Annotated in this window: 17 protein-coding genes; 13 read left to right on the top strand and 4 right to left on the bottom strand. The window is 71.6% G+C overall.

The genetic code is table 11. The features are described from left to right. Nucleotides 1–6 precede the first annotated feature (6 nt). From ACZ6TB_RS42455 to ACZ6TB_RS42445, 3 genes are read left to right on the top strand one after another with little or no spacing between them, the layout of a single operon-like run. Nucleotides 7–699 carry an ABC transporter ATP-binding protein gene (locus ACZ6TB_RS42455; protein ID WP_465565402.1) on the top strand — a complete coding sequence of 231 codons (693 nt, stop codon included), beginning with the start codon at nucleotides 7–9 and terminating at the stop codon, nucleotides 697–699. Continuing rightward, nucleotides 696–1415, top strand: a complete 720-nt coding sequence (locus ACZ6TB_RS42450; protein WP_465565399.1) for an ABC transporter permease — start codon at nucleotides 696–698, stop codon at nucleotides 1413–1415. Before ACZ6TB_RS42455 ends, ACZ6TB_RS42450 begins: the two co-directional genes overlap by 4 nt. A 26-nt stretch (nucleotides 1416–1441) precedes the next feature. Beyond that, complete coding sequence (locus ACZ6TB_RS42445; RefSeq protein ID WP_465565396.1) at nucleotides 1442–2002, top strand: DUF1707 SHOCT-like domain-containing protein; 561 nt, start codon at nucleotides 1442–1444, stop codon at nucleotides 2000–2002. On the opposite strand, the gene ACZ6TB_RS42440 is transcribed toward ACZ6TB_RS42445, so the two are convergent. Then, a complete protein-coding gene (locus tag ACZ6TB_RS42440) occupies nucleotides 1988–2716 on the bottom strand; it encodes a LamG-like jellyroll fold domain-containing protein (protein ID WP_465565393.1) in 729 nt (242 codons plus the stop codon). The two genes, ACZ6TB_RS42445 and ACZ6TB_RS42440, sit on opposite strands and share 15 nt — an antisense overlap. Next, nucleotides 2716–3858, bottom strand: coding sequence for an NHL repeat-containing protein (locus ACZ6TB_RS42435; RefSeq protein ID WP_465565390.1), 1143 nt, complete (start codon nucleotides 3856–3858; stop codon nucleotides 2716–2718). The genes ACZ6TB_RS42440 and ACZ6TB_RS42435 overlap by 1 nt, the downstream gene beginning before the upstream one ends. 125 nt (nucleotides 3859–3983) lie before the next feature. On the opposite strand from ACZ6TB_RS42435, the gene ACZ6TB_RS42430 reads away from it, so the two are divergent. The 9 genes from ACZ6TB_RS42430 (at nucleotide 3984) to ACZ6TB_RS42390 (ending at nucleotide 13866) form a co-directional block, all read left to right on the top strand. Beyond that, nucleotides 3984–4337 carry a hypothetical protein gene (locus ACZ6TB_RS42430; RefSeq protein WP_465565388.1) on the top strand — a complete coding sequence of 118 codons (354 nt, stop codon included), beginning with the start codon at nucleotides 3984–3986 and terminating at the stop codon, nucleotides 4335–4337. An 80-nt stretch (nucleotides 4338–4417) separates the two neighbouring features. Further along, nucleotides 4418–5575: a Na+/H+ antiporter NhaA gene (gene nhaA / locus ACZ6TB_RS42425; RefSeq protein WP_465565386.1), complete on the top strand. Its 1158-nt coding sequence runs from the start codon at nucleotides 4418–4420 to the stop codon at nucleotides 5573–5575. A gap of 53 nt (nucleotides 5576–5628) precedes the next feature. After that, the gene (locus ACZ6TB_RS42420; protein ID WP_465565384.1) at nucleotides 5629–7617 is read left to right on the top strand and encodes a putative bifunctional diguanylate cyclase/phosphodiesterase; all 1989 of its coding nucleotides are present in this window, start codon (nucleotides 5629–5631) and stop codon (nucleotides 7615–7617) included. Next, the gene (locus tag ACZ6TB_RS42415; RefSeq protein ID WP_465565381.1) at nucleotides 7614–8510 is read left to right on the top strand and encodes an ABC transporter substrate-binding protein; all 897 of its coding nucleotides are present in this window, start codon (nucleotides 7614–7616) and stop codon (nucleotides 8508–8510) included. Before ACZ6TB_RS42420 ends, ACZ6TB_RS42415 begins: the two co-directional genes overlap by 4 nt. A 34-nt stretch (nucleotides 8511–8544) precedes the next feature. Then, a complete protein-coding gene (locus ACZ6TB_RS42410) occupies nucleotides 8545–9150 on the top strand; it encodes a TetR/AcrR family transcriptional regulator (RefSeq protein ID WP_465565379.1) in 606 nt (201 codons plus the stop codon). 2 nt (nucleotides 9151–9152) lie between these two features. Then, nucleotides 9153–10043, top strand: coding sequence for an ABC transporter ATP-binding protein (locus ACZ6TB_RS42405; RefSeq protein ID WP_465565376.1), 891 nt, complete (start codon nucleotides 9153–9155; stop codon nucleotides 10041–10043). Next, nucleotides 10043–11620: an ABC transporter permease gene (locus ACZ6TB_RS42400; protein WP_465565374.1), complete on the top strand. Its 1578-nt coding sequence runs from the start codon at nucleotides 10043–10045 to the stop codon at nucleotides 11618–11620. Before ACZ6TB_RS42405 ends, ACZ6TB_RS42400 begins: the two co-directional genes overlap by 1 nt. Before the next feature lie 216 nt (nucleotides 11621–11836). Continuing rightward, nucleotides 11837–12208 carry a hypothetical protein gene (locus tag ACZ6TB_RS42395; protein WP_465565371.1) on the top strand — a complete coding sequence of 124 codons (372 nt, stop codon included), beginning with the start codon at nucleotides 11837–11839 and terminating at the stop codon, nucleotides 12206–12208. A 185-nt stretch (nucleotides 12209–12393) separates the two neighbouring features. Then, complete coding sequence (locus tag ACZ6TB_RS42390; RefSeq protein ID WP_465565368.1) at nucleotides 12394–13866, top strand: Ig-like domain-containing protein; 1473 nt, start codon at nucleotides 12394–12396, stop codon at nucleotides 13864–13866. Between the two features lie 27 nt (nucleotides 13867–13893). On the opposite strand, the gene ACZ6TB_RS42385 is transcribed toward ACZ6TB_RS42390, so the two are convergent. Together ACZ6TB_RS42385 and ahcY are read right to left on the bottom strand one after the other, a co-directional pair. Then, the gene (locus tag ACZ6TB_RS42385; protein WP_465565365.1) at nucleotides 13894–15528 is read right to left on the bottom strand and encodes a Na+/H+ antiporter; all 1635 of its coding nucleotides are present in this window, start codon (nucleotides 15526–15528) and stop codon (nucleotides 13894–13896) included. A 49-nt stretch (nucleotides 15529–15577) separates the two neighbouring features. Next, the gene (gene ahcY / locus ACZ6TB_RS42380) at nucleotides 15578–17035 is read right to left on the bottom strand and encodes an adenosylhomocysteinase (RefSeq protein ID WP_465565588.1); all 1458 of its coding nucleotides are present in this window, start codon (nucleotides 17033–17035) and stop codon (nucleotides 15578–15580) included. Nucleotides 17036–17313: 278 nt separating this feature from the next. Here ahcY and ACZ6TB_RS42375 point away from each other — a divergent pair. Continuing rightward, the coding region (locus ACZ6TB_RS42375) for a hypothetical protein (protein ID WP_465565362.1) at nucleotides 17314–17983 on the top strand (670 nt) is incomplete at its 3' end.

The following is a 17983-nucleotide window of genomic DNA, read 5'->3' as shown; positions in this document are numbered from 1 at the left end:
GGCCCCATGACCGACATCGTGCTCGATGGACTTTCCAAGCAGTTCGGGGCGATCTCCGCCGTACGAGATCTGACCTGCTCGATGACCGCCGGGGTGACCGCGTTCCTCGGGCCCAACGGGGCCGGCAAGACGACGACGCTGCGGATGCTGCTCGGGCTCGTCCGCCCGACCGCCGGCGCCGCCACGATCGGCGGTCGCCGCTATGCCGACCTGCCGCAGCCCCGCCGGGTGGTGGGCGCCCTGCTCGACGCGACCGGCTTCCACCCCGGCCGCACGGCGCGACAGCATCTGACCATCTCGGCCGAGCAGTCCGGCCTGCCGGCGTCGCGGGTCGCCCCGGTGCTCGACCAGGTCGGGCTGGCCGCCGCCGCCGATCGCCGGGTGCGCGGCTACTCGCTCGGCATGCGGCAGCGGCTTGGCCTGGCCACCGCGCTGCTCGGCGACCCCGAGGCACTGGTGCTCGACGAACCGGGCAACGGGCTCGACCCGGCCGGGCTGGCCTGGCTGCGCGGGACGCTGCGGGACCTCGGCGCCGAGGGCCGGACCGTGGTCGTCTCCAGCCACGTGCTGGCCGAGGTGCAGCAGATCGCCGACCGGGTGGTGATCCTGGGCGACGGCGAGCTGCGCCACGCCGGGCCGCTCGACGAGCCGGCCGGTCTCGAGGACACGTTCCTGCGGCTCACCGGGGGTGTGGCATGAGGGCCGAGCTGCGCAAGCTGACCACCGCGCGAAGCACCTGGCTGCTGCTGGCGATCGCCCAGGTCGTGGTGGCGGCCGGGGTGAGCGGGCTGATGTTCCGCCGGGACGATCCGGCGAGCGACGCCGGGCAGCGCAACGCGATGGCGCACATCGGTCTGGTCGCGCTCTTCGGCCTGCTGCTCGGGATCCTCGCGATCGCCGGCGAGTACCGGCACCGGACGATCACCGACACGTTCCTCGCCCGGCCGCGCCGGGGCCGGGTCGTCCGCGACAAGCTGATCGTTTCGGCGGCGGCCGGCGCGGTCTTCGGCGCGTCCGCCGCGGTGACGGCGCTGGTGACCGACGCGATCTGGCTGGCCGCCAAGGGCTCGGGGATCGACCTGGCGAGCGGCGTGCTGTGGCGGACCGTGGCCGGCGGGGTCGGCTGGAACATCGCGTTCGCCGCGCTCGGCGTCGGCGTCGGCGCGCTGATCACCAACCTCGGCGCCGCGATCGCCGCGGCCCTGGCCTGGATCGCGCTGATCGAGGGCGTGGTCGGCGAGCTGATCGGCGACGCGAGCCGCTGGCTGCCGTTCGCGCTCGGCCAGGCGCTGGTCGGACTGCCCAACACGGCCGGTCGCCCCGCGCCGTGGTCGGCCGCGCTCGTCCTGGCCCTCTACGCCGCCGCGCTGGCCCTCGCCGGGGCCGCCGTCACCGCGCGACGGGACATCACGTGACGGCGGCACGGACTACAGTGCTGACCGTGAGCTCACCGGCGCCGATGTCACCGTCCGACCACGAGCGTGAGCGGGCCGCCGAGATCCTTCAACGCGCCTGCGGCGAGGGCCGGCTGACCCTCGAGCAGTTCAGCGCCCGGGTCGGCGCGGTCTACGCGGCCGAGAGCGCGCAGGAGATCGAGCGGGCCACCGCCGACCTCGCCGCGGCGCCGGTCGTCGGCTCGGCGCAGACGGTCGACAGCGTCACCACGGTCTTCAGCGAGACCAAGCGCCGGGGCCGGTGGCGGCTGCGCTCGCCGCGGCTGTGGCTGCGCTGCTTCTTCGGCAAGACCGACATCGACCTGCGCGAGGTGATCACCGACCAGCGCGCCATCGAGATCGCCGGGCTGTGCCTGTTCGGTCAGGTCAACGTGACCGTGCCCGAGGGCGTCGAGGTCGAGCTGACCGGCGCGGTGGTCTTCTCCCAGCACAATCTGCACCTCGCGCCGGTGCCCCGGGTGCCGGGCACCCCGGAGGTACGCGTCGAGCTCACCACCTGGTTCGGTCAGGTGAACGTGGTGAGCAAGCCGTACTCACTCTCCTATTGAGACCCACACGTCGTCGAGCGTCCCCTGGAACTGGTCGTTGTCGGTGAACGACCCCTTCCCGCCGACGCTCAGCGGGATCCGGTTGCTGATCGAGAGGTCGGCCGGGATCTTCGTGCCGCCCCGGCGCTCGCCGTCGACCAGGATCGTCAGGCCGGCGCCGGCGCGGCGGCACTCGAGCGTGTGCCAGCGGCCGTCGGCCACCGTGACCGAGCCGAGCGCCACATGGATCTTCGGGCGCTCGTCGTCGACCAGCACGCAGCTCGGCCGGCCGGCCACCCCGTCGATCTGCAGCTTGTACTGGCTGCCCCGGGCCGAGTAGCCCTTCTGCAGCACGTTCTCGCCCTTGGTCGTCTCGTCGGGGTCGAGCCGCACCGACGCGCCGTAGCGGATCGGGCGCACGCCCGGGTTCAGGTCGTCGTCCGGGACGGCACGCAGGGCGATCCGCGGACAGGGTTCGGTGTGGCACGGGGCCGGGAACGTCAATGCGCCCCCGCCGTCGTGCGCGATCGTGGCGAACGAGCCGCCGTGCCGGGTCACCGGGCTCAGGTCGTGGCCGTGCCCCGAGACGTCGGCCAGCGGCCGGTCGCCGTCGAACGTGAAGCGCACCGTGAAACGGGGCTGGGGCTGGGGCGGGGGCGCCGTCGACGCGTGCGCCGACGGCCCGGTGGCGCCGGCCGCCGCCAGCGCCACCGCGAAGAGGACCGCGCGCCGCATCAGCCGAAGGAGGCGAAGCGCTTCTGGGCCCGGCCGCCGATGGTGGTGAAGTCGCCGCCGGCCGCCACCGTGCCGTGCTCGGGGTCGACCGCGATCGTCCGCACCCCGACGATGCCGTTGGCCTGCGGCGCCCACGAGGCGAGCGCGCCGCTGCCGGTCACCGCGGCCAGCTTGACCCGGGAGGCCGAGCCGTCGGTGCAGGTGCCGTGGGCCCCGGTGGTGTCGGTGGTGCAGGCCCGGTCGAAGTGCCCGCCGACGTAGGCGGTGCCGTCCAGCACCGCGACCGCCTGGACGTCGCCGTCGAAGGTCCGCGTCCAGCGCGTCCGGCCGCCATGGGTGTACGCCGCCGCCCGTCCGCCCGGGCCACCCATGGCCACGTAGACGCCGTCGCCGTCGACCGCGACCGAGTAGACCACCGAGGGTGGCGTCGGCCGGAAGCTCTCGTCGAGCTCGCCGCTGGTCGCGTCGACCGCGGAGAGCCGCAGCGTCGAGCGCTCGTCGTCGGTGCGGTGGAAGCTGCCGCCCAGGAAGACCTTCGAGTCCCGGTAGGCCAGCGAGTAGACGGTGTTGTCCGCGGTCGGCGTCCAGTCGTCGTCGAGCACCCCGGTGGTCAGCGAGAACGCGGCGAGCCGCTGCCGGTCCTGCCGGTCGACCCGGCTGATCGTGCCGGCCAGGTAGAGCCGGCCGTTGCCGACCGCGAGAGCCCGCGGGCTGCCGTCGATGCCGTGCGCGAAGGTGCCGACCGCGCCGCTGCCGGCGTCGATCCGGGCCAGCGAGTCACGGGCGTGCCCGGAGACGGCGCCGAAGTCGCCGGCCGCGTAGACCGAGGTTCCGGAGATGGCGAGGGCGCGGACGGTGCCGTCGGCCCGGGGCGCCCAGTCGAGCAGCCGGCCGGTACGCGAGTCGAACGCGGCCAGCCGCTCCCGGGCGACGCTGCGGCCGCCGACCGTGGTGCTGGTGAAGGATCCGCCGACGAACACGGTGTCGCCGCGATAGGCGATCGCGTAGACCGAGCCGTTGAACGACGGCGCCATGCGGGTGGTCGTGCCGACCGCCGCGTCGGCCGGCCGCGCCACGACACAGATCGCGAGGGCCACGGCGCCGGTGACGGCGGCGCGGCGGACATGCTTAGAGATACGCACGCCGGGCTAACGCGCTTCCCCCGCAACAGGATGCGTCGATCTTGCGGGCCTCCCCGCGGGCCGGGCCAGGATCATGGTGAGGCCGGCCGCAGGGATTTCTCAGGCGGGTGAGGTGCCATGTCGGGGTGAAGAGTTCAGCGGACGAGGTGGCATTCGGTCTGGCCGGCGGATGTGTCGCGGTGATCGCCGGCGCCCTCGTGGCCGCGGGGACGTTCGCGCCCGGGCAGCACGCGTGCCGGCTGCTGGCGATGGCGCTGGTGGCCGGGGTGACGGCGATGCTGCTGGTGGACTGGCGGGCCTGCGTCGGCGTCACGGTCTTCGCGGTGCTGGTCTACGTCGGGTTTCTCGCCGACCGGGACGGCGATCTGCTCGGGCACGGACGCCCCTGGCTCCTGGCCCTGCTGATCGCGTTCGCGGCCGTGCTCGGGCGCGGTCTGCGATGGTTGCGACGAGCGATCAAGGGCAGTCCCGTGCACTAAGGTTGATCCCGGTGTGCCGGGAAGCCTGGTCGGCGATGTGTCCCGTCGACCCCCGGAGGTCCGTTTTGTCGGTCTCACGCATGTTCGCTCGCGGCACCCGTTCCGAGCTTCGGCGCATCGCCGGCATCCTCCGCACCGAGACCACCGGCGGCCTGCTCATGCTCGCCGCCACCGTGCTCGCCCTGATCTGGGCCAACTCGCCGTGGTCGGCGGCCTATCGGGAGATCTCCGAGACCCACCTCGGCGGCCTGACCCTGGCCGAGTGGGCCGCGGACGGGCTGCTGGCGATCTTTTTCTTCGTGGCCGGCCTCGAGCTCAAGCGCGAGCTCGTCGCCGGCGATCTGCGCGATCCGCGCCGGGCCGCGCTGCCGGTGGCGGCGGCCGTCGGCGGGATGGTGGCGCCCGCGCTGATCTACGTGGCGTTCAACGCGCACGGCGCCCTGCGCGGCTGGGCCGTCCCGACCGCCACCGACATCGCGTTCGCGGTGGCCGTGCTCGGCCTGATCAGCACCGCGCTCCCGGCCGGCCTGCGTACCTTCCTGCTGACCCTCGCCGTCGTCGACGACCTGCTCGCCATCACCATCATCGCGATCTTCTACACCTCCTCGCTGCACGTCCTGCCGCTGCTGCTCGCGCTGCTGCCGCTGGCCGGCTTCGCGCTGCTGGCCCGGCGCGGGGTGCGTTCGTGGTGGGCGCTGCTGCCCCTGGCCGCGGCGACCTGGGCGCTGGTGCACGAGTCGGGCGTGCACGCCACGGTCGCCGGCGTGCTGCTCGCCTTCACCGTGCCGGTCAAGCTCGGTGTCCGGTTCGAGCATCGGTGGCGGCCGGTGTCGGCGGGCGTCGCGGTGCCGGTGTTCGCGTTCTTCGCGGCCGGGGTCACGGTCGGCGGGCTGGGGGCGAGCCTGCGCGACGCGGTCACGATCGGGGTGGTGGTCGGCCTCGTGGTGGGCAAGACGATCGGCATCACCGGCGCGACCTGGCTGGTGCAGCGGTTCACCCGGGCCGAGCTCGACGGCGAGCTGGACTGGTGGGACGTCGCCGGGATGGCGATGCTCGGCGGGGTCGGCTTCACCGTGTCGATGCTGATCGGCGAGCTGGCCTTCGGCGCCGGCAGCGTCCGCGATCAACACGCGAAGCTGGGCGTCCTGCTGGGCTCCCTGCTCGCGGCGCTGCTGGGCGCGGGGATCTTGCGCGTACGCGACAAGCACTACCGCCGCGTGCTGGAGTCCGGCTCGTAACTGGTGGGGAGCTTCTTCTCAACCGAACGGCAACCGGGTCGATAAGCGGTTCCGTGTGGCGTCGAGGAAGTTCCCAGCGAGGGGCGCGGTCGGGATCGCGCCTCTTCGCGACGTACGCCGTTGCCAGCCTCCTCCCGGTCGGGGCGCTCGGCCTGCTGCTGCTCAGCGGCGTGCGCGACGACGTCGCCAGACAGGGTCAGGACCAGGGCACGGCGCAGGCGGCCGTGATCGCCGAGATGGCGATCGCCCCGGCGTTGGACGATGCGGATCTGAGCCGCGGCGTCACCGCCGGGCAGCGGGACAGCCTGGCCAAGGCGACCGACCTCGCCCTGTACCACGGGTCGGTGCTGCGGATGCGGCTGCGCAACTTCAGCGGGCAGGTCGTCTTCTCCGACGACGGCTCCACCTCGGGCGGGGTGCCGGTCTCCGACCCGGCCTTCAAGGCGGCCACCATGGGCCGGGCCGCGGCCACGCTGACCGCCGACGACGCGGCCCCGGGCGGCCAGATCATCCGGGTGCTCCAGCCGGTCTTCGCCCGGGCGTCGGGCGAGGCCATCGGCGTCCTCGAGCTCTATCTGCCGTACGACAAGATCGCCGCTCGCCTGCACGAGCAGATGTCCGTCACCTATCGACGGCTCGGCGGCGGCCTCGGGCTGCTCTACCTCGCGATGGCGCTGATCTCCTGGTCGACCACCCGGTCGCTGCGCAAGTACGCGGCCCGCCAGGAGCACGAGGCCCTGCACGACGCGCTCACCGGCCTGCCCAACCGGGAGGCGTTCCGGCAGCGGGCCGTCGCCGCGGTGGCCGCGTCCCAGCGCGACGGCGAGGGCGGCGCCGTCGTGATCGTCGACCTCAACCGGTTCAAGGAGGTCAACGACACCCTCGGCCACCACGCCGGCGACGAGCTGCTGCGCGTGGTCAGCGGCCGGCTGGCGGCCGGCGTCCGGCCCGGCGACACCGCGGCCCGGCTCGGCGGCGACGAGTTCGCGCTGATCCTGCCCGGTCTCGACGCCGACGGGGTGCGCACGCTGCTGGAGAACGTGCGCGGCTCGCTCACCCGCGAGATGGTGCTCGACGGCGTGCCGCTGAGCATCGAGGCGAGCTTCGGCGCCGCGCTCTACCCGGGGCACGGCGACGACCTGGAGAAGCTGCTCCGGCACGCGGACGCGGCCATGTACCAGGGCAAGCGTGGCAGCTCCGGCATCGTGATCCACGCGGGGGAGAAGGCGGCGGCGAAGACCGGGGAGAAGGCCGCCGGGAAGCGGCTGAGCCTGCGGACCGAGCTGCGGCGCGCCGTCGAGCGCGACGAGCTGGTGCTGCACTACCAGCCACGGGTGCGGCTGTCCGACGGCACGGTGACCGGGGTGGAGGCGCTGGTGCGCTGGCAGCACCCCGAGCGTGGGCTGCTGCTGCCGGCCGAGTTCCTGCCGGTGGCCGAGCAGTCCGGGCTTATCGAGCCGCTCACCGCCTGGGTGCTGCGCCGCGCGCTGACCGATCAGCAGGCGTGGACGGCGACCGGCCGGGACTGGACCGTCTCGGTGAACGTGTCGGCCCGCAACCTCGACTCGCCGAACTTCGCCGAGATGGTGACCGGCCTGCTGGACGAGCTGGGCGCGGCGCCGGCCGGCCTGACCCTGGAGGTCACCGAGACCGCCATGGTCGAGGACCTCGAGCGGGTGCGCGCCGGCGTGCGCCGGGTCGCGGCCCGCGGCGTTCGGATCTCGCTGGACGACTTCGGCACCAGGTCCAGCAGCCTCGGGCGCCTCCGTGGCGCGCCGCTGTCCGAGATCAAGATCGACCGTACGTTCGTGGCCGCCGTCCTCGAGGAGCCGGACAGCCAGGCGATCGTCCGCGCGGTGATCGCGCTGGCGCACGGCCTGCGCTGCCGGGTGACCGCCGAGGGCGTCGAGAACCCCGACATCGCCGAGTGGCTGGCCGCGGCCGGCTGCGACGACGCGCAGGGCTACCTCTGGTCGCGGCCGGTGCCGTGGCCGCAGGTGCCCGTCCCGCACAAGATCCGAGCTGGAGGTGGAGTCCGATGAGGAACGTTCTGATCGCGGCGGGCGCGGTGCTCGCGCTGGCGGCCGGTGGCTGCGACGCGGCCCTGGAGAACAAGGCGGACGCCACGGCGGCCGTCGACAGCGTGCGGTTCGACCAGGCGCTGCACGACAAGCTGCCGCAGGCGATCCGCGACCGCGGCACGGTCCGGTTCGTCACCGACGCCAGCTACCCGCCGATGGAGCAGTTCGCGGCCGACGGGCGCACGATCGTCGGGTTCGAGCCCGACCTCGCCGACGCGCTCGGCAAGGTGCTCGGCATCAAGGTCGAGCTGGTGACCGGCGTCTTCCAGACCGCGATCGACAAGGTGGCGGCCGGCGAGTACGACGGCGTGATGTCGGCCGTGACCGACACCGGGGACCGGGAGAAGAAGGCCGACTTCGTCGACTACTTCTCGGCCGGGACGTCGATCCTGGTGCAGAAGGGCAACCCGAGCCACATCGCCGAGCTCGCCAACCTGTGCGGCCAGACGGTCGCGATCGAGAAGGGCACGGTCCAGGCCGAGCTGCTGCACCGCTCGCAGACCGGCTGCGGGAACCGGCCGATGAAGATCAACGAGTACAAGACGAACGCGGACGCCCTGCTCCAGCTGCGCACCGGCCGCGCCGCGGCGGTGCTCAACGACTACCCGGCCGCCAGCTTCCTGGCCACCGACAGCCGCACCGGCAACTACTACGAGCTGGCGTCGGCCGCCCAGTACGAGCCCGGCTACATCGGCATCCCGTTCGCGAAGGGCGACGGCCAGCTCCGGGACGCGGTCAAGGCCGCGCTCGACAAGCTGATCGCGTCCGGCGCCTACGGCGATCTCCTCCAGCGCTGGGGCCTCGCCAGCGGCGCCGTGAAGACCGCCGTGGTGAACGGCGCCACTACAGACTAGCGCCGGCTACACACGTGTGTAGTAAGCTACACGTGTGAGTAGGGACAGCGACCTCACCGCACGGGCCCGCATTCGAGATGCGGCCATCGAGCTCTTCACCGAGCGCGGCATCGAGGGCGCCACCATCCGTGACATCGCGCAGAAGGCCGGGGTCTCCTCCGGCCTTCTGCGTCACCATTTCGGCTCGAAAGAGGGCCTGCGCGACGCCTGCGACGACTACGTCGTGGGCGAGATGATCACGCTGGGCGCCCGTTACGACGACTTTCAAGCGCTCGACCGGGTCACCCCGCGGATCCTGCTCTGGCAGCGCTATGTCACCCGCTCACTCATGGACGGCTCGCCCAAGGCGTCCGCGCTCTTCGACCGCCTGATCGCGTACGGCGAGTCGTGGCTGGCCGGCACCGATCTCAAGGTGCATGACCCGCTGGCCTTCGTCGCGGTGCTCAGCGTCATGAAAATGTCCATGTTCACCATGCGCGACCAGCTGTCCCGTGTCCTCGGGGTCGACACCGGGGAGCCCGAGGGCTGGGTCCGGATGCTCAAGGCATCCCTGGAGATCTTCTCCACTCCGCTTCTGACTCCCGAGCAGGCCGAGCTCGGGCGAGCCGCGCTGGAGCGGATACACACCCCCGAGGAGTAACCATGTCCGAGGCCATCGATGCCGAGGGACTGATCAAACGGTTCGGCAAGGTCACCGCGCTGGACGGGCTCGATCTGCACGTCCGGACCGGTGAGGTGCACGGTTTCCTGGGCCCGAACGGGGCCGGCAAGACCACGACGATCCGCATCCTGCTGGGCCTCATGCGGCACGACGGCGGCACGGTGAGCCTGTTGGGCGGCGATCCGTGGGGCCGGGCCACCGCGCTGCACCGCCGCCTCGCGTACGTGCCGGGTGATGTGACGCTCTGGCCGAACCTCACCGGCGGTGAGGTGATCGACCTGCTCGGCCGCCTCCGGGGTGGGCTCGATCCGACGCGCCGGGCCGAGCTGCTCGAGCGGTTCCAGCTCGATCCGCGCAAGAAGGGCCGCACCTACTCCAAGGGCAACCGGCAGAAGGTGGCGCTGGTCGCGGCCCTCGCGTCCGACGTGGAGCTGCTGATCCTCGACGAGCCGACCAGCGGCCTCGACCCGCTGATGGAAGAGGTCTTCCGCGAGGTCATTCTTCAGGAGAAAACACGCGGCGACCGTACGGTGTTGCTCTCCAGCCACATCCTGGCCGAGGTCGAGGCGCTGTGTGACCGTCTCACGATCATCCGGGACGGCCGCGCGGTGGAGACCGGCACGCTCGACGAGATGCGGCACCTGACCCGCACGTCGATCTCGGCCGAGCTGACCGGACCGCCCGACGGCCTGGCCACCATGGTCGGCGTGCACGACCTGCGCACCGAGAACGGCAAGGTTCACTTCGATGTGGACACCGACGCGCTCGAGCCGGCCCTGCAGACCCTGGTCAAGGTCGGCGTGCGCAGCCTGGTCAGCCAGCCGCCGTCGCTCGAGGAGCTCTTCCTGCGGCAGTACCAGCGAGGCGAGTGATGACCGGCATCTTCAAGATCGTACGGCTCATCCTGCGCCGGGACCGGTTCCTCACCCCGATCTGGATCGTCATCCTCGGCCTGCTCCCGGTCGGCACCTACGCCTCGTTCGAGGGCCTGTTCCCGACCGACGCCGAGCGCATCCAGTTCGCGACGACGGGCGGGAACAACGGCGGGTTCGTCGCGCTGTACGGGCTGCTCAAGGGCGACTCGCTGGCCGACCTCACGGCCTGGCGGATGGGCTTCGTACCCGTGATCGTCGGGCTGTTCGCGCTGCTCACGGTCATCCGGCACACGCGCGCCGACGAGGAGGCCGGCCGTTCCGAGCTGATCGGCGCGACCGTGCTCGGCCGCCACGCGCAGCTGGCCGCCGCGCTGCTCACCAGCCTCGCCGCGTCGCTGGTGCTGGGCCTGCTGGTCTTCGCCGGCATGGCGGGCAAGTCCGGCGACACCGCCGGCTCGCTGGCCTTCGGCGCCGAGTTCACCGCCGCCGGCTGGATCTTCGCGGCCGTCGCGGCGATCGCCGCCCAGCTGACCAGCAGCGCGCGCTCGGCCCGCTCGATCGCCATCGTGGTCCTCGGCGTCTCCTACGCGCTGCGGGTCGGCGGCGACATCTCGGCGCTCGGCGACGGCCGGCTCTCCTGGCTCTCCTGGGTGTCGCCGCTGGGCTGGGTGACGCGCGTCTTCCCGTACGGCGCCGCGAACTGGTGGCCGATCGTGCTGGCGGTGCTGCTCACCGCCGCGGCCATCGGCGCCGCCGTCTACCTGCGCTCGCGACGGGACCTCGGCGACGGCTTGTTCGCGGCGCGCCTGGGCCGTCCGTCGGCGCCGGCCTCCCTGCGTACGCCCCTCGCCCTCGCCTGGCGTCTGCACCGCGGCCTGCTGATCGGATGGACCCTGGGCTTCGCCCTGCTGGGTTTGATCTTCGGCGGCGTCGGCGGCAGCGTCCTCGACATCGCCCGGGACAACCAGGGCCTGAGCGACATCTTCACCCGGCTGGGCGGCTCCGATCAGCTGATCGACAGCTACTTCGCCGGTACGGCGGGGATCGTCGGCCTGATCGCGGCCTGTTACGCCGTCCAGGCCACCCTGCGCCTGCGCGACGAGGAGACGACGGGCCACGCCGAGGCGGTCCTCGCGACGTCCGTCTCCCGCTACGCCTGGGCCGGCAGCCACCTGCTGTTCTCCCTGCTCGGCCCCGCGGTCGCCCTGCTCGCCGAGGGCGTGGTGGCCGCCCTGGTCTACACCGGCGGCAGCTTCGCCGACATCCTGGCCGGCACGATCATCCAGCTCCCCGCCGTGTGGGTGATGGCCGCGATCGCGGTCCTGCTGTTCGGCACGCTGCCACGCTGGTCCCTGATCGCCTGGGCGGCGCCCGCGATCTGCCTGCTGATCCTCCTGGTCGGCGAGACCCTCCAGCTGAGCCAGTGGGTGCTCGACATCTCCCCGTTCACCCACATCCCGCACCTCCCCGGCGGCGACTTCTCGGCCACCCCGGTGGTGGTGCTGGTCGCCCTGGCGGTGGTGCTGGGCGTGGTCGGCGTGGCGGGGCTGCGGCGCCGCAACATCCCCGACTAGTGGCCGGTTGCGGTGGGCCCGGCGTGCTGCGGGAGGGCCGGGCTCACCGCCGTCCGCGCGGATCAACGGCGAGAACCTCCAAGGGGACTGGCTGCTGATCGAGACCACGATCACGATTTCCACGCGGGAGTCGGACCCGGGTCTTGGGCCGGGTCAAGGAGGTGCAGGCGAAGGCCGGGATGGACCGGCCTCCCGCCGACCTCGGCCGGGACGAGCTTGGTCGTCTTCGGCGAGAGCGAGATCAGCGCAAAGAACAGTTGCTCATCGCGAAAGTCGACCTGTTGGCGTCGCGCCGAGGCTGAGGCGCACCTGGCGGACTGCACCGGATCCGGCCGAACTGAGCGTCGTGTCTCGCCGGCGGAGCGGGCCGGCGCGTTCCGCCGGACGCCCCTCGAGCGTTCCGACCAGCGCGTCGCGTGGGAGCGGCCCGACCAGGCGTTCTTCGCCGCCGGCGCGTGCCACATCCTGGCCCGGACCGCCCGCGACGCCTACCCGGACCACCCGATCCGCCTGGAGACGATGTCCTTGCGCGGCGAGGACGACCCGTTCCACGTCTACGCAGCGTGGGCGGGCCGGGCGCCGCGGTAGTCGGGATCGTCGATGGCGTCGAATCGGCCGCGCAGCCACGCGCCGTCCACCGCTTGCAGAGCGTCCGCCACGTCGCGTCGCCGATCGTGCGGTACGAATGGCGCGTGCACGGCGCCGTCGTCGTTCTCCGGGGCGGCGGGAGCTGTATATGATCCTCGCCCTGGATGATCATGGGGGAGGGTTCGATGGGGCGTAGGCGGTTGCGGGTCTTGCTGATCTCGGCGGTCGCCGCGTCTCTGCTCGCGGCGGCGGCGCCGCCTGCGCTCGCCGATGACCCGGCGCCGGACGTCAGCGCTCCGGTCTTCGGCGACCTCGGGTTTCCGGCCGATCGGCATCTGCTGCCGGCCGAGCTCGCCTTCACGCCGATCGTGACCGACGACGTCGGCGTGACCCGGGTGGAGACCCAGCTCGACGGCACGTCGACCGTATTCAAGTGCGGGATTCCGGCCAAGCCGCCGCGGCCGGGACTGGTGATCTGCAAGGTGCTCGGCACCGAGCTGCCCAACGGGACCGAGACCAAGCTCAACTTGCGGGCGTACGACGCGGCCGGCAACCGGGCCATAGTGGCCATTCCGCTCAAGGTCGACAATGTCGTCCCGTCGGCAGTCCTCACGCCCGCGAGCCGTACCTCGATGCGCAGCGGGGCGGTCACCATCGCGTTCGGTGGCGTGCCGGCCGACACGGCGAAGATCGACATGTGGTTGGCCGGCACCGTCGCGGCGACACGTACCGCGGCGCCCTGGAGCTTTCTCTGGAACGCCACGAACGCTGTCTCGGCGCCGTGCTTCATCATCGCCGATCTCGCCGGCAACACGACGACCCACTGCGGTGACTACATCGTCGACGACGATCCGCCGGTGCTCGAGCGCATTGACTTCACCAGTCCGTACGCGTCGAATCGCCTGGACACCGGCGGCGGCTGGGTCGGCGCGGGCGGCAGCCTCGACCCCACGCTCCGGGACGCGTCGCCGATCGTGCGCACCGAGTGGCGCATCCACGGCGCGGTCGTCTCCACCGATTCGTCGCTCTCGGGCTCGGCCGCGGCGTTGCAGGCACCGGCGGCTAGCGTCGAGCTTCGGGTCTGGGACGCGGCCGGCAACACGGCGGCCCGATCGCTGCGGGTCAACGTCGACAAGACCGCGCCGGCGATGACGGTCTCGCCGGGAGAGGGGACGTTCGTCCGCGGCACGAGCTTCCGCAGCACGCTCACCACCAGCGATCCGCATGGCGTCGCGTACGTCCAGGTCCAGTACCCGTACGCGATCAGCACCCGGCAAACCTCGGTCGTGGTGCCGATCGGCGCCGACGGGCGCATGCTGCTCGACTGGCTGAGCATCGACGATCTGGGCAACCAGGGGTACGTCACGCGCACTGTGATCGCCGACAACCACGCACCCGCCCTGGCCTTCAAGACCGCGCCCAAGAACAACGCGAAGCTGACGAAGGCGACCATGATCGTCGGGTCGGCCAGTGACGCCAACGGCATCGCGCGGGTCGAGATGCTGGTCAACGGCAAGGTGGTGGCGACCGACCGGATCAATCCCTACACGTTACGGCTCGACCCCAGGAAGTACGGCAAGAAGTTCACGGTGCAGTTGCGTGCCTCCGACAGGGCCGGCAACGTCCGCTACGGCAGCAAGCGGAGCTATCGCCGTTAGGCGCCGGCCAAAAGGTCGGGCCACCGCTCAGGAACGCTCGGCCAGGCGCTCCTCGTGGTCGAGCTCGCGTTCGAGAACCCGCAACCCCTCGTCGGTGAGGTTTCCGGCATCGCGCCAGCGGAGGAGTTCCTCACGCTGGGCGTCGATCACTTCACGCCGTACGGCGAGAGCGGCCTCGTATTGCGGAGAGACCGGGACTTCGTCCGATTCGGCCTTCTCCAGCAGGTCCAGCCGCTTCCGGTACCGGTCCAGCCGTACGGTCAACTGCTTGCGCATTGTCTCGATGGCCTTGTCCTCGACGTCGTTGTGCTTCTCCTCCTGGATCTCGTCGAGGCGGCCGATGGCGGCGCGCACGGCCGCCGACCGCGCCTCGTTGCGCTCGCGGGCCAGGTCGGCCCGGTTGGCGCGCAGCCCGAGCCGGCGCACCAGCGGCGCGAACGTCAGGCCCTGGCCGAGCAGCGTGACCAGCACGACCACGAAGGCGCAGAACTGCATGAGGTCGCGGTCGGGCACGTTGTCCCGCAGCGTGAAGACCGCGGCCAGCGTGATGACGCCGCGGGTGCCGGCCCAGCTGAGCGCCACCACCTCCTTGCGGCTGAGCGCCTTCTCCTCGCGCTTGCCGGTGTCGGTGGCCGACTCGCCGCCGAGGCGGGCGTGCATGCGGCCGGGGAGCAGCTGGGTGAGCACCAGCCAGAGCGGGCGCAGGATCAGCACGACGCCGACCGAGACGCCGACCGCGGTCCAGATCGTCGCGGTGTCGTACTCGTGCAGGCGGTCGACGACGGCCGGGAGCTGCTGGCCGATGAGCAGGAAGACGAAGCCCTCGAGCATGAAGTCGATCAGCCGCCACACGGCGCTGGTCTGCAGGCGGCTCGCCCCGGAGGAGTGGCGCGGCGCGTCGTGGCCGATGATCAGGCCGGCCACCACGACCGCGAGCACGCCGGAGACCTTCACGCTCTCGGCCAGCAGGAACGCGGCGAACGGGGTGGCCAGCGAGATGACGTTCGCGCTGATCGGGTCGTCCCGCAGGTGGCGCAGGAGGCGTACGAGGTAGGCCACGATCACGCCGGACACCACGCCGCCGGCGGCCGCCAGGACGAACTCGCCGACGGCGGTCGGGAACGAGAAGCCCTCGCCGTCGACCGAGGCGACCGCGACGCTGAGGATGGTCAGCGCCGTCGCGTCGTTGAGCAGGCCCTCGCCCTGGATCAGGGTGATCATGTTGCCGGGCAGGCCGGCCCGGCGCCCGACGGCGAGCGCGGCGACCGGGTCGGGCGGGGCGATCGCGGCGCCCAGGGCCACGCCGGCGGCCAGCGTCGCGCCGGTGACCCACAGGTGGAAACCGACGCCGACCAGCATCGCCGTGGCCAGCACGAGCAGCACCGAGAGGCTGATGACCGTGCGCAGGTTGTGCCGAATGTCGAGCAGGGACGAATCCAGCGCCGCGTTGTAGAGCAGCGGCGGGATCACGAAGGTGAGGACCAGCTCCGGGCGCAGCTCGATGTTCGGGCCCGGGAGCAGGGCGTAGACGATGCCGATGATGGTGAGGAGGGCGGCCGAGGGCAGGCCCGTGCGACGGGCCAGCCACCGGGTTCCGACGATGATCGCGACGGCGGCCAGGATGAAAAGCAGGATCTCCTCGGCGTGATGCACGCGATCCATCTTTCCCGACCGGCCGCGCCCTAAGGCACGGCCGGTCGGAAATCCAAGATCAGTAGCGGTAGTGCTCGGGCTTGTACGGCCCGTCCACGTCGACGCCGAGGTACTCGGCCTGCTTCTTGGTGAGCGTGGTCAGCTGCACGCCGAGCGCGTCGAGGTGCAGCCGGGCAACCTTCTCGTCGAGGTGCTTCGGCAGCACGTACACCTGCTTCTCGTACTCGCCCGGCTTGGTCCAGAGCTCGATCTGCGCGATCGCCTGGTTGCTGAACGAGTTCGACATGACGAAGCTCGGGTGACCGGTGGCGTTGCCCAGGTTCATCAGGCGGCCCTCGGAGAGGACGATCACGGAGTGGCCGTCCGGGAAGCGCCACTCGTGCACCTGCGGCTTGATCTCGATCTTCTCGATGCCGGCCACCTTGGCCAGGCCGGCCATGTCGATCTCGTCGTCGAAGTGCCCGACGTTGCCGACGATGGCGTTGTGCTTCATGCCGGACAGGTGCTCGACCGTGATGATGTCGGTGCCGCCGGTGGTGGTGACGAAGAGGTCGGCCTGGGCGAGCACGTCCTCGATACGGGCGACCTGCATGCCGTCCATCGCGGCCTGCAGCGCGCAGATCGGGTCGATCTCGGTGACCACGACGCGGGCGCCCTGGCCGCGCAGCGTCTCCGCCGCGCCCTTGCCGACGTCGCCGTAGCCGCAGACGACCGCGAGCTTGCCGCCCAGCATCACGTCGGTGGCCCGGTTCAGGCCGTCGACCAGCGAGTGCCGGATGCCGTACTTGTTGTCGAACTTGCTCTTGGTGACCGCGTCGTTGACGTTGATCGCCGGGAAGAGCAGCGTGCCCTCCTTGGCGAGCTTGTAGAGCCGCGCGACGCCGGTGGTGGTCTCCTCGGTGACGCCGCGGATCTCCGAAGCGATCCGGGTGAATCGCTGACCGTCCTCGGCGAGCGAGGCGCGCAGCGTGTCGAGGATGATCGAGTACTCGTGGCTGTCGGCCTCGGTCGCCTGCGGCACCGCGCCGGCGCCCTCGAACTCGACACCCTTGTGCACGAGCAGGGTGGCGTCGCCGCCGTCGTCCAGGATCATGTTGGGGCCGGCGCCGTTACCGAAGTCGAACAGGCGCATCGTGCACCACCAGTACTCCTCCAGCGACTCGCCCTTCCAGGCGAAGACCGGGGTGCCGGTGGGCGCGTCGACGGTGCCCCGGCCGACGACGACCGCGGCGGCCGCCTCGTCCTGGGTGGAGAAGATGTTGCAGGACACCCAGCGCACGTCGGCGCCGAGGGCGACCAGGGTCTCGATCAGCACCGCGGTCTGCACGGTCATGTGCAGCGAGCCGGCGATGCGGGCGCCGCGCAGCGGCTGAGCCTCGCGGAACTCCTCGCGGATCGACATGAGGCCGGGCATCTCGTGCTCGGCGAGGCGCAGCTGGTGACGGCCGGCCTCGGCGAGCGAGAGATCGGCGACGGCGAACTCGAGGCCGTTGACTACCTGCAGCTTCTCGGACACGTTTTCGGACACGAAAAGAGGGCTCCTCCCTCATCAGGAGGCGCCCTTGCGTTCAGCAAGCCTGGCGGCCGAGCGTGGCGGAACACCGCGGAAGGGTGTGATCCGTTGCAGCGCCTCTCGGCCGGGCCTTTACAGGGTAACCCGAGACTGCGATTCTTAGCCGCCCCATGTGATTCGACTGGCAGGGTAGGGACGTGCCAGAGGCGCTACCTCGGGTTTTTCGGCCCAGGACCGTTCGCGTACAACTCACGCTCGCCATCACGGCGGTCGTCGCCCTCGTGGTGGCGCTGGCCGGTCTGGCGGTCGTGCTCTACGCCGACCACCGTGACCGCGCGGACGTGGACAACACGCTCACGACCCGTGCCGCTCAGGTGCGCGCGGCGGCGGCCAAGAATGGGTCGCTGCCGACCGACGGATATGTCGTACGCCTGCTCCAGGGCGCCGACGTGCGAGCCGAGCGGGGCTCGACGGCGAAATTCTCGATACCGGTAAAGGACGGCTATTCGACCGTCACCGCCGATGACGGGTCACACTGGCGGTCATGGGCCGAGACGCTCAAGACCGGCGCCCAGTTGCAGGTCCTGCTCCCGCTGCGAGACGTAGAAAGCCGACATTCCGGAAATGTCAGGATGATTGACATCATTGTGGTCCTCGCCGCCATCGTCGCCGCCGCGGGCACCTGGTTCGTGGGCGGCCTCGTCCTGCGCCCCCTGATCAAGATGGCCGAGAGCGCGCAGGCCTCCGGCGACGCGCCCACCCCCGCCATGGGTCCTAACTCGCCCGACATTTCGGAAATGTCGGGCGAGAGGTTTGAGGGCGCCGCGCTGGGTGGAGGCGCCGCGCTGGGTGGAGGCGCCGCGCTGGGTGAGGGCGCCGCGCTGGGTGAGGGCGCCGCGCTGGGTGAGGGCGCCGCGCTGGGTGAGGGCGCCGCGCTGGGTGAGGGCGCCG

This window comes from Actinoplanes sp. NPDC051537 (genome assembly GCF_055586105.1).
The sequence above is the reverse complement of the archived record's forward strand: the minus strand, read 5'-3'. Positions and strand labels throughout refer to the sequence as shown.

Bases quoted from the DNA above. Each gene is read 5' to 3' on its own strand.
- ACZ6TB_RS42455 (WP_465565402.1), top strand. From the start codon at position 7: ATGACCGACATCGTGCTCGATGGACTTTCCAAGCAGTTCGGGGCGATC.
- ACZ6TB_RS42450 (WP_465565399.1), top strand. From the start codon at position 696: ATGAGGGCCGAGCTGCGCAAGCTGACCACCGCGCGAAGCACCTGGCTG.
- ACZ6TB_RS42440 (WP_465565393.1), bottom strand. From the start codon at position 2,716: ATGCGGCGCGCGGTCCTCTTCGCGGTGGCGCTGGCGGCGGCCGGCGCC.
- nhaA (WP_465565386.1), top strand. From the start codon at position 4,418: ATGTTCGCTCGCGGCACCCGTTCCGAGCTTCGGCGCATCGCCGGCATC.
- ACZ6TB_RS42415 (WP_465565381.1), top strand. From the start codon at position 7,614: ATGAGGAACGTTCTGATCGCGGCGGGCGCGGTGCTCGCGCTGGCGGCC.
- ACZ6TB_RS42405 (WP_465565376.1), top strand. From the start codon at position 9,153: ATGTCCGAGGCCATCGATGCCGAGGGACTGATCAAACGGTTCGGCAAG.
- ACZ6TB_RS42400 (WP_465565374.1), top strand. From the start codon at position 10,043: ATGACCGGCATCTTCAAGATCGTACGGCTCATCCTGCGCCGGGACCGG.
- ACZ6TB_RS42390 (WP_465565368.1), top strand. From the start codon at position 12,394: ATGGGGCGTAGGCGGTTGCGGGTCTTGCTGATCTCGGCGGTCGCCGCG.
- ACZ6TB_RS42385 (WP_465565365.1), bottom strand. From the start codon at position 15,528: ATGGATCGCGTGCATCACGCCGAGGAGATCCTGCTTTTCATCCTGGCC.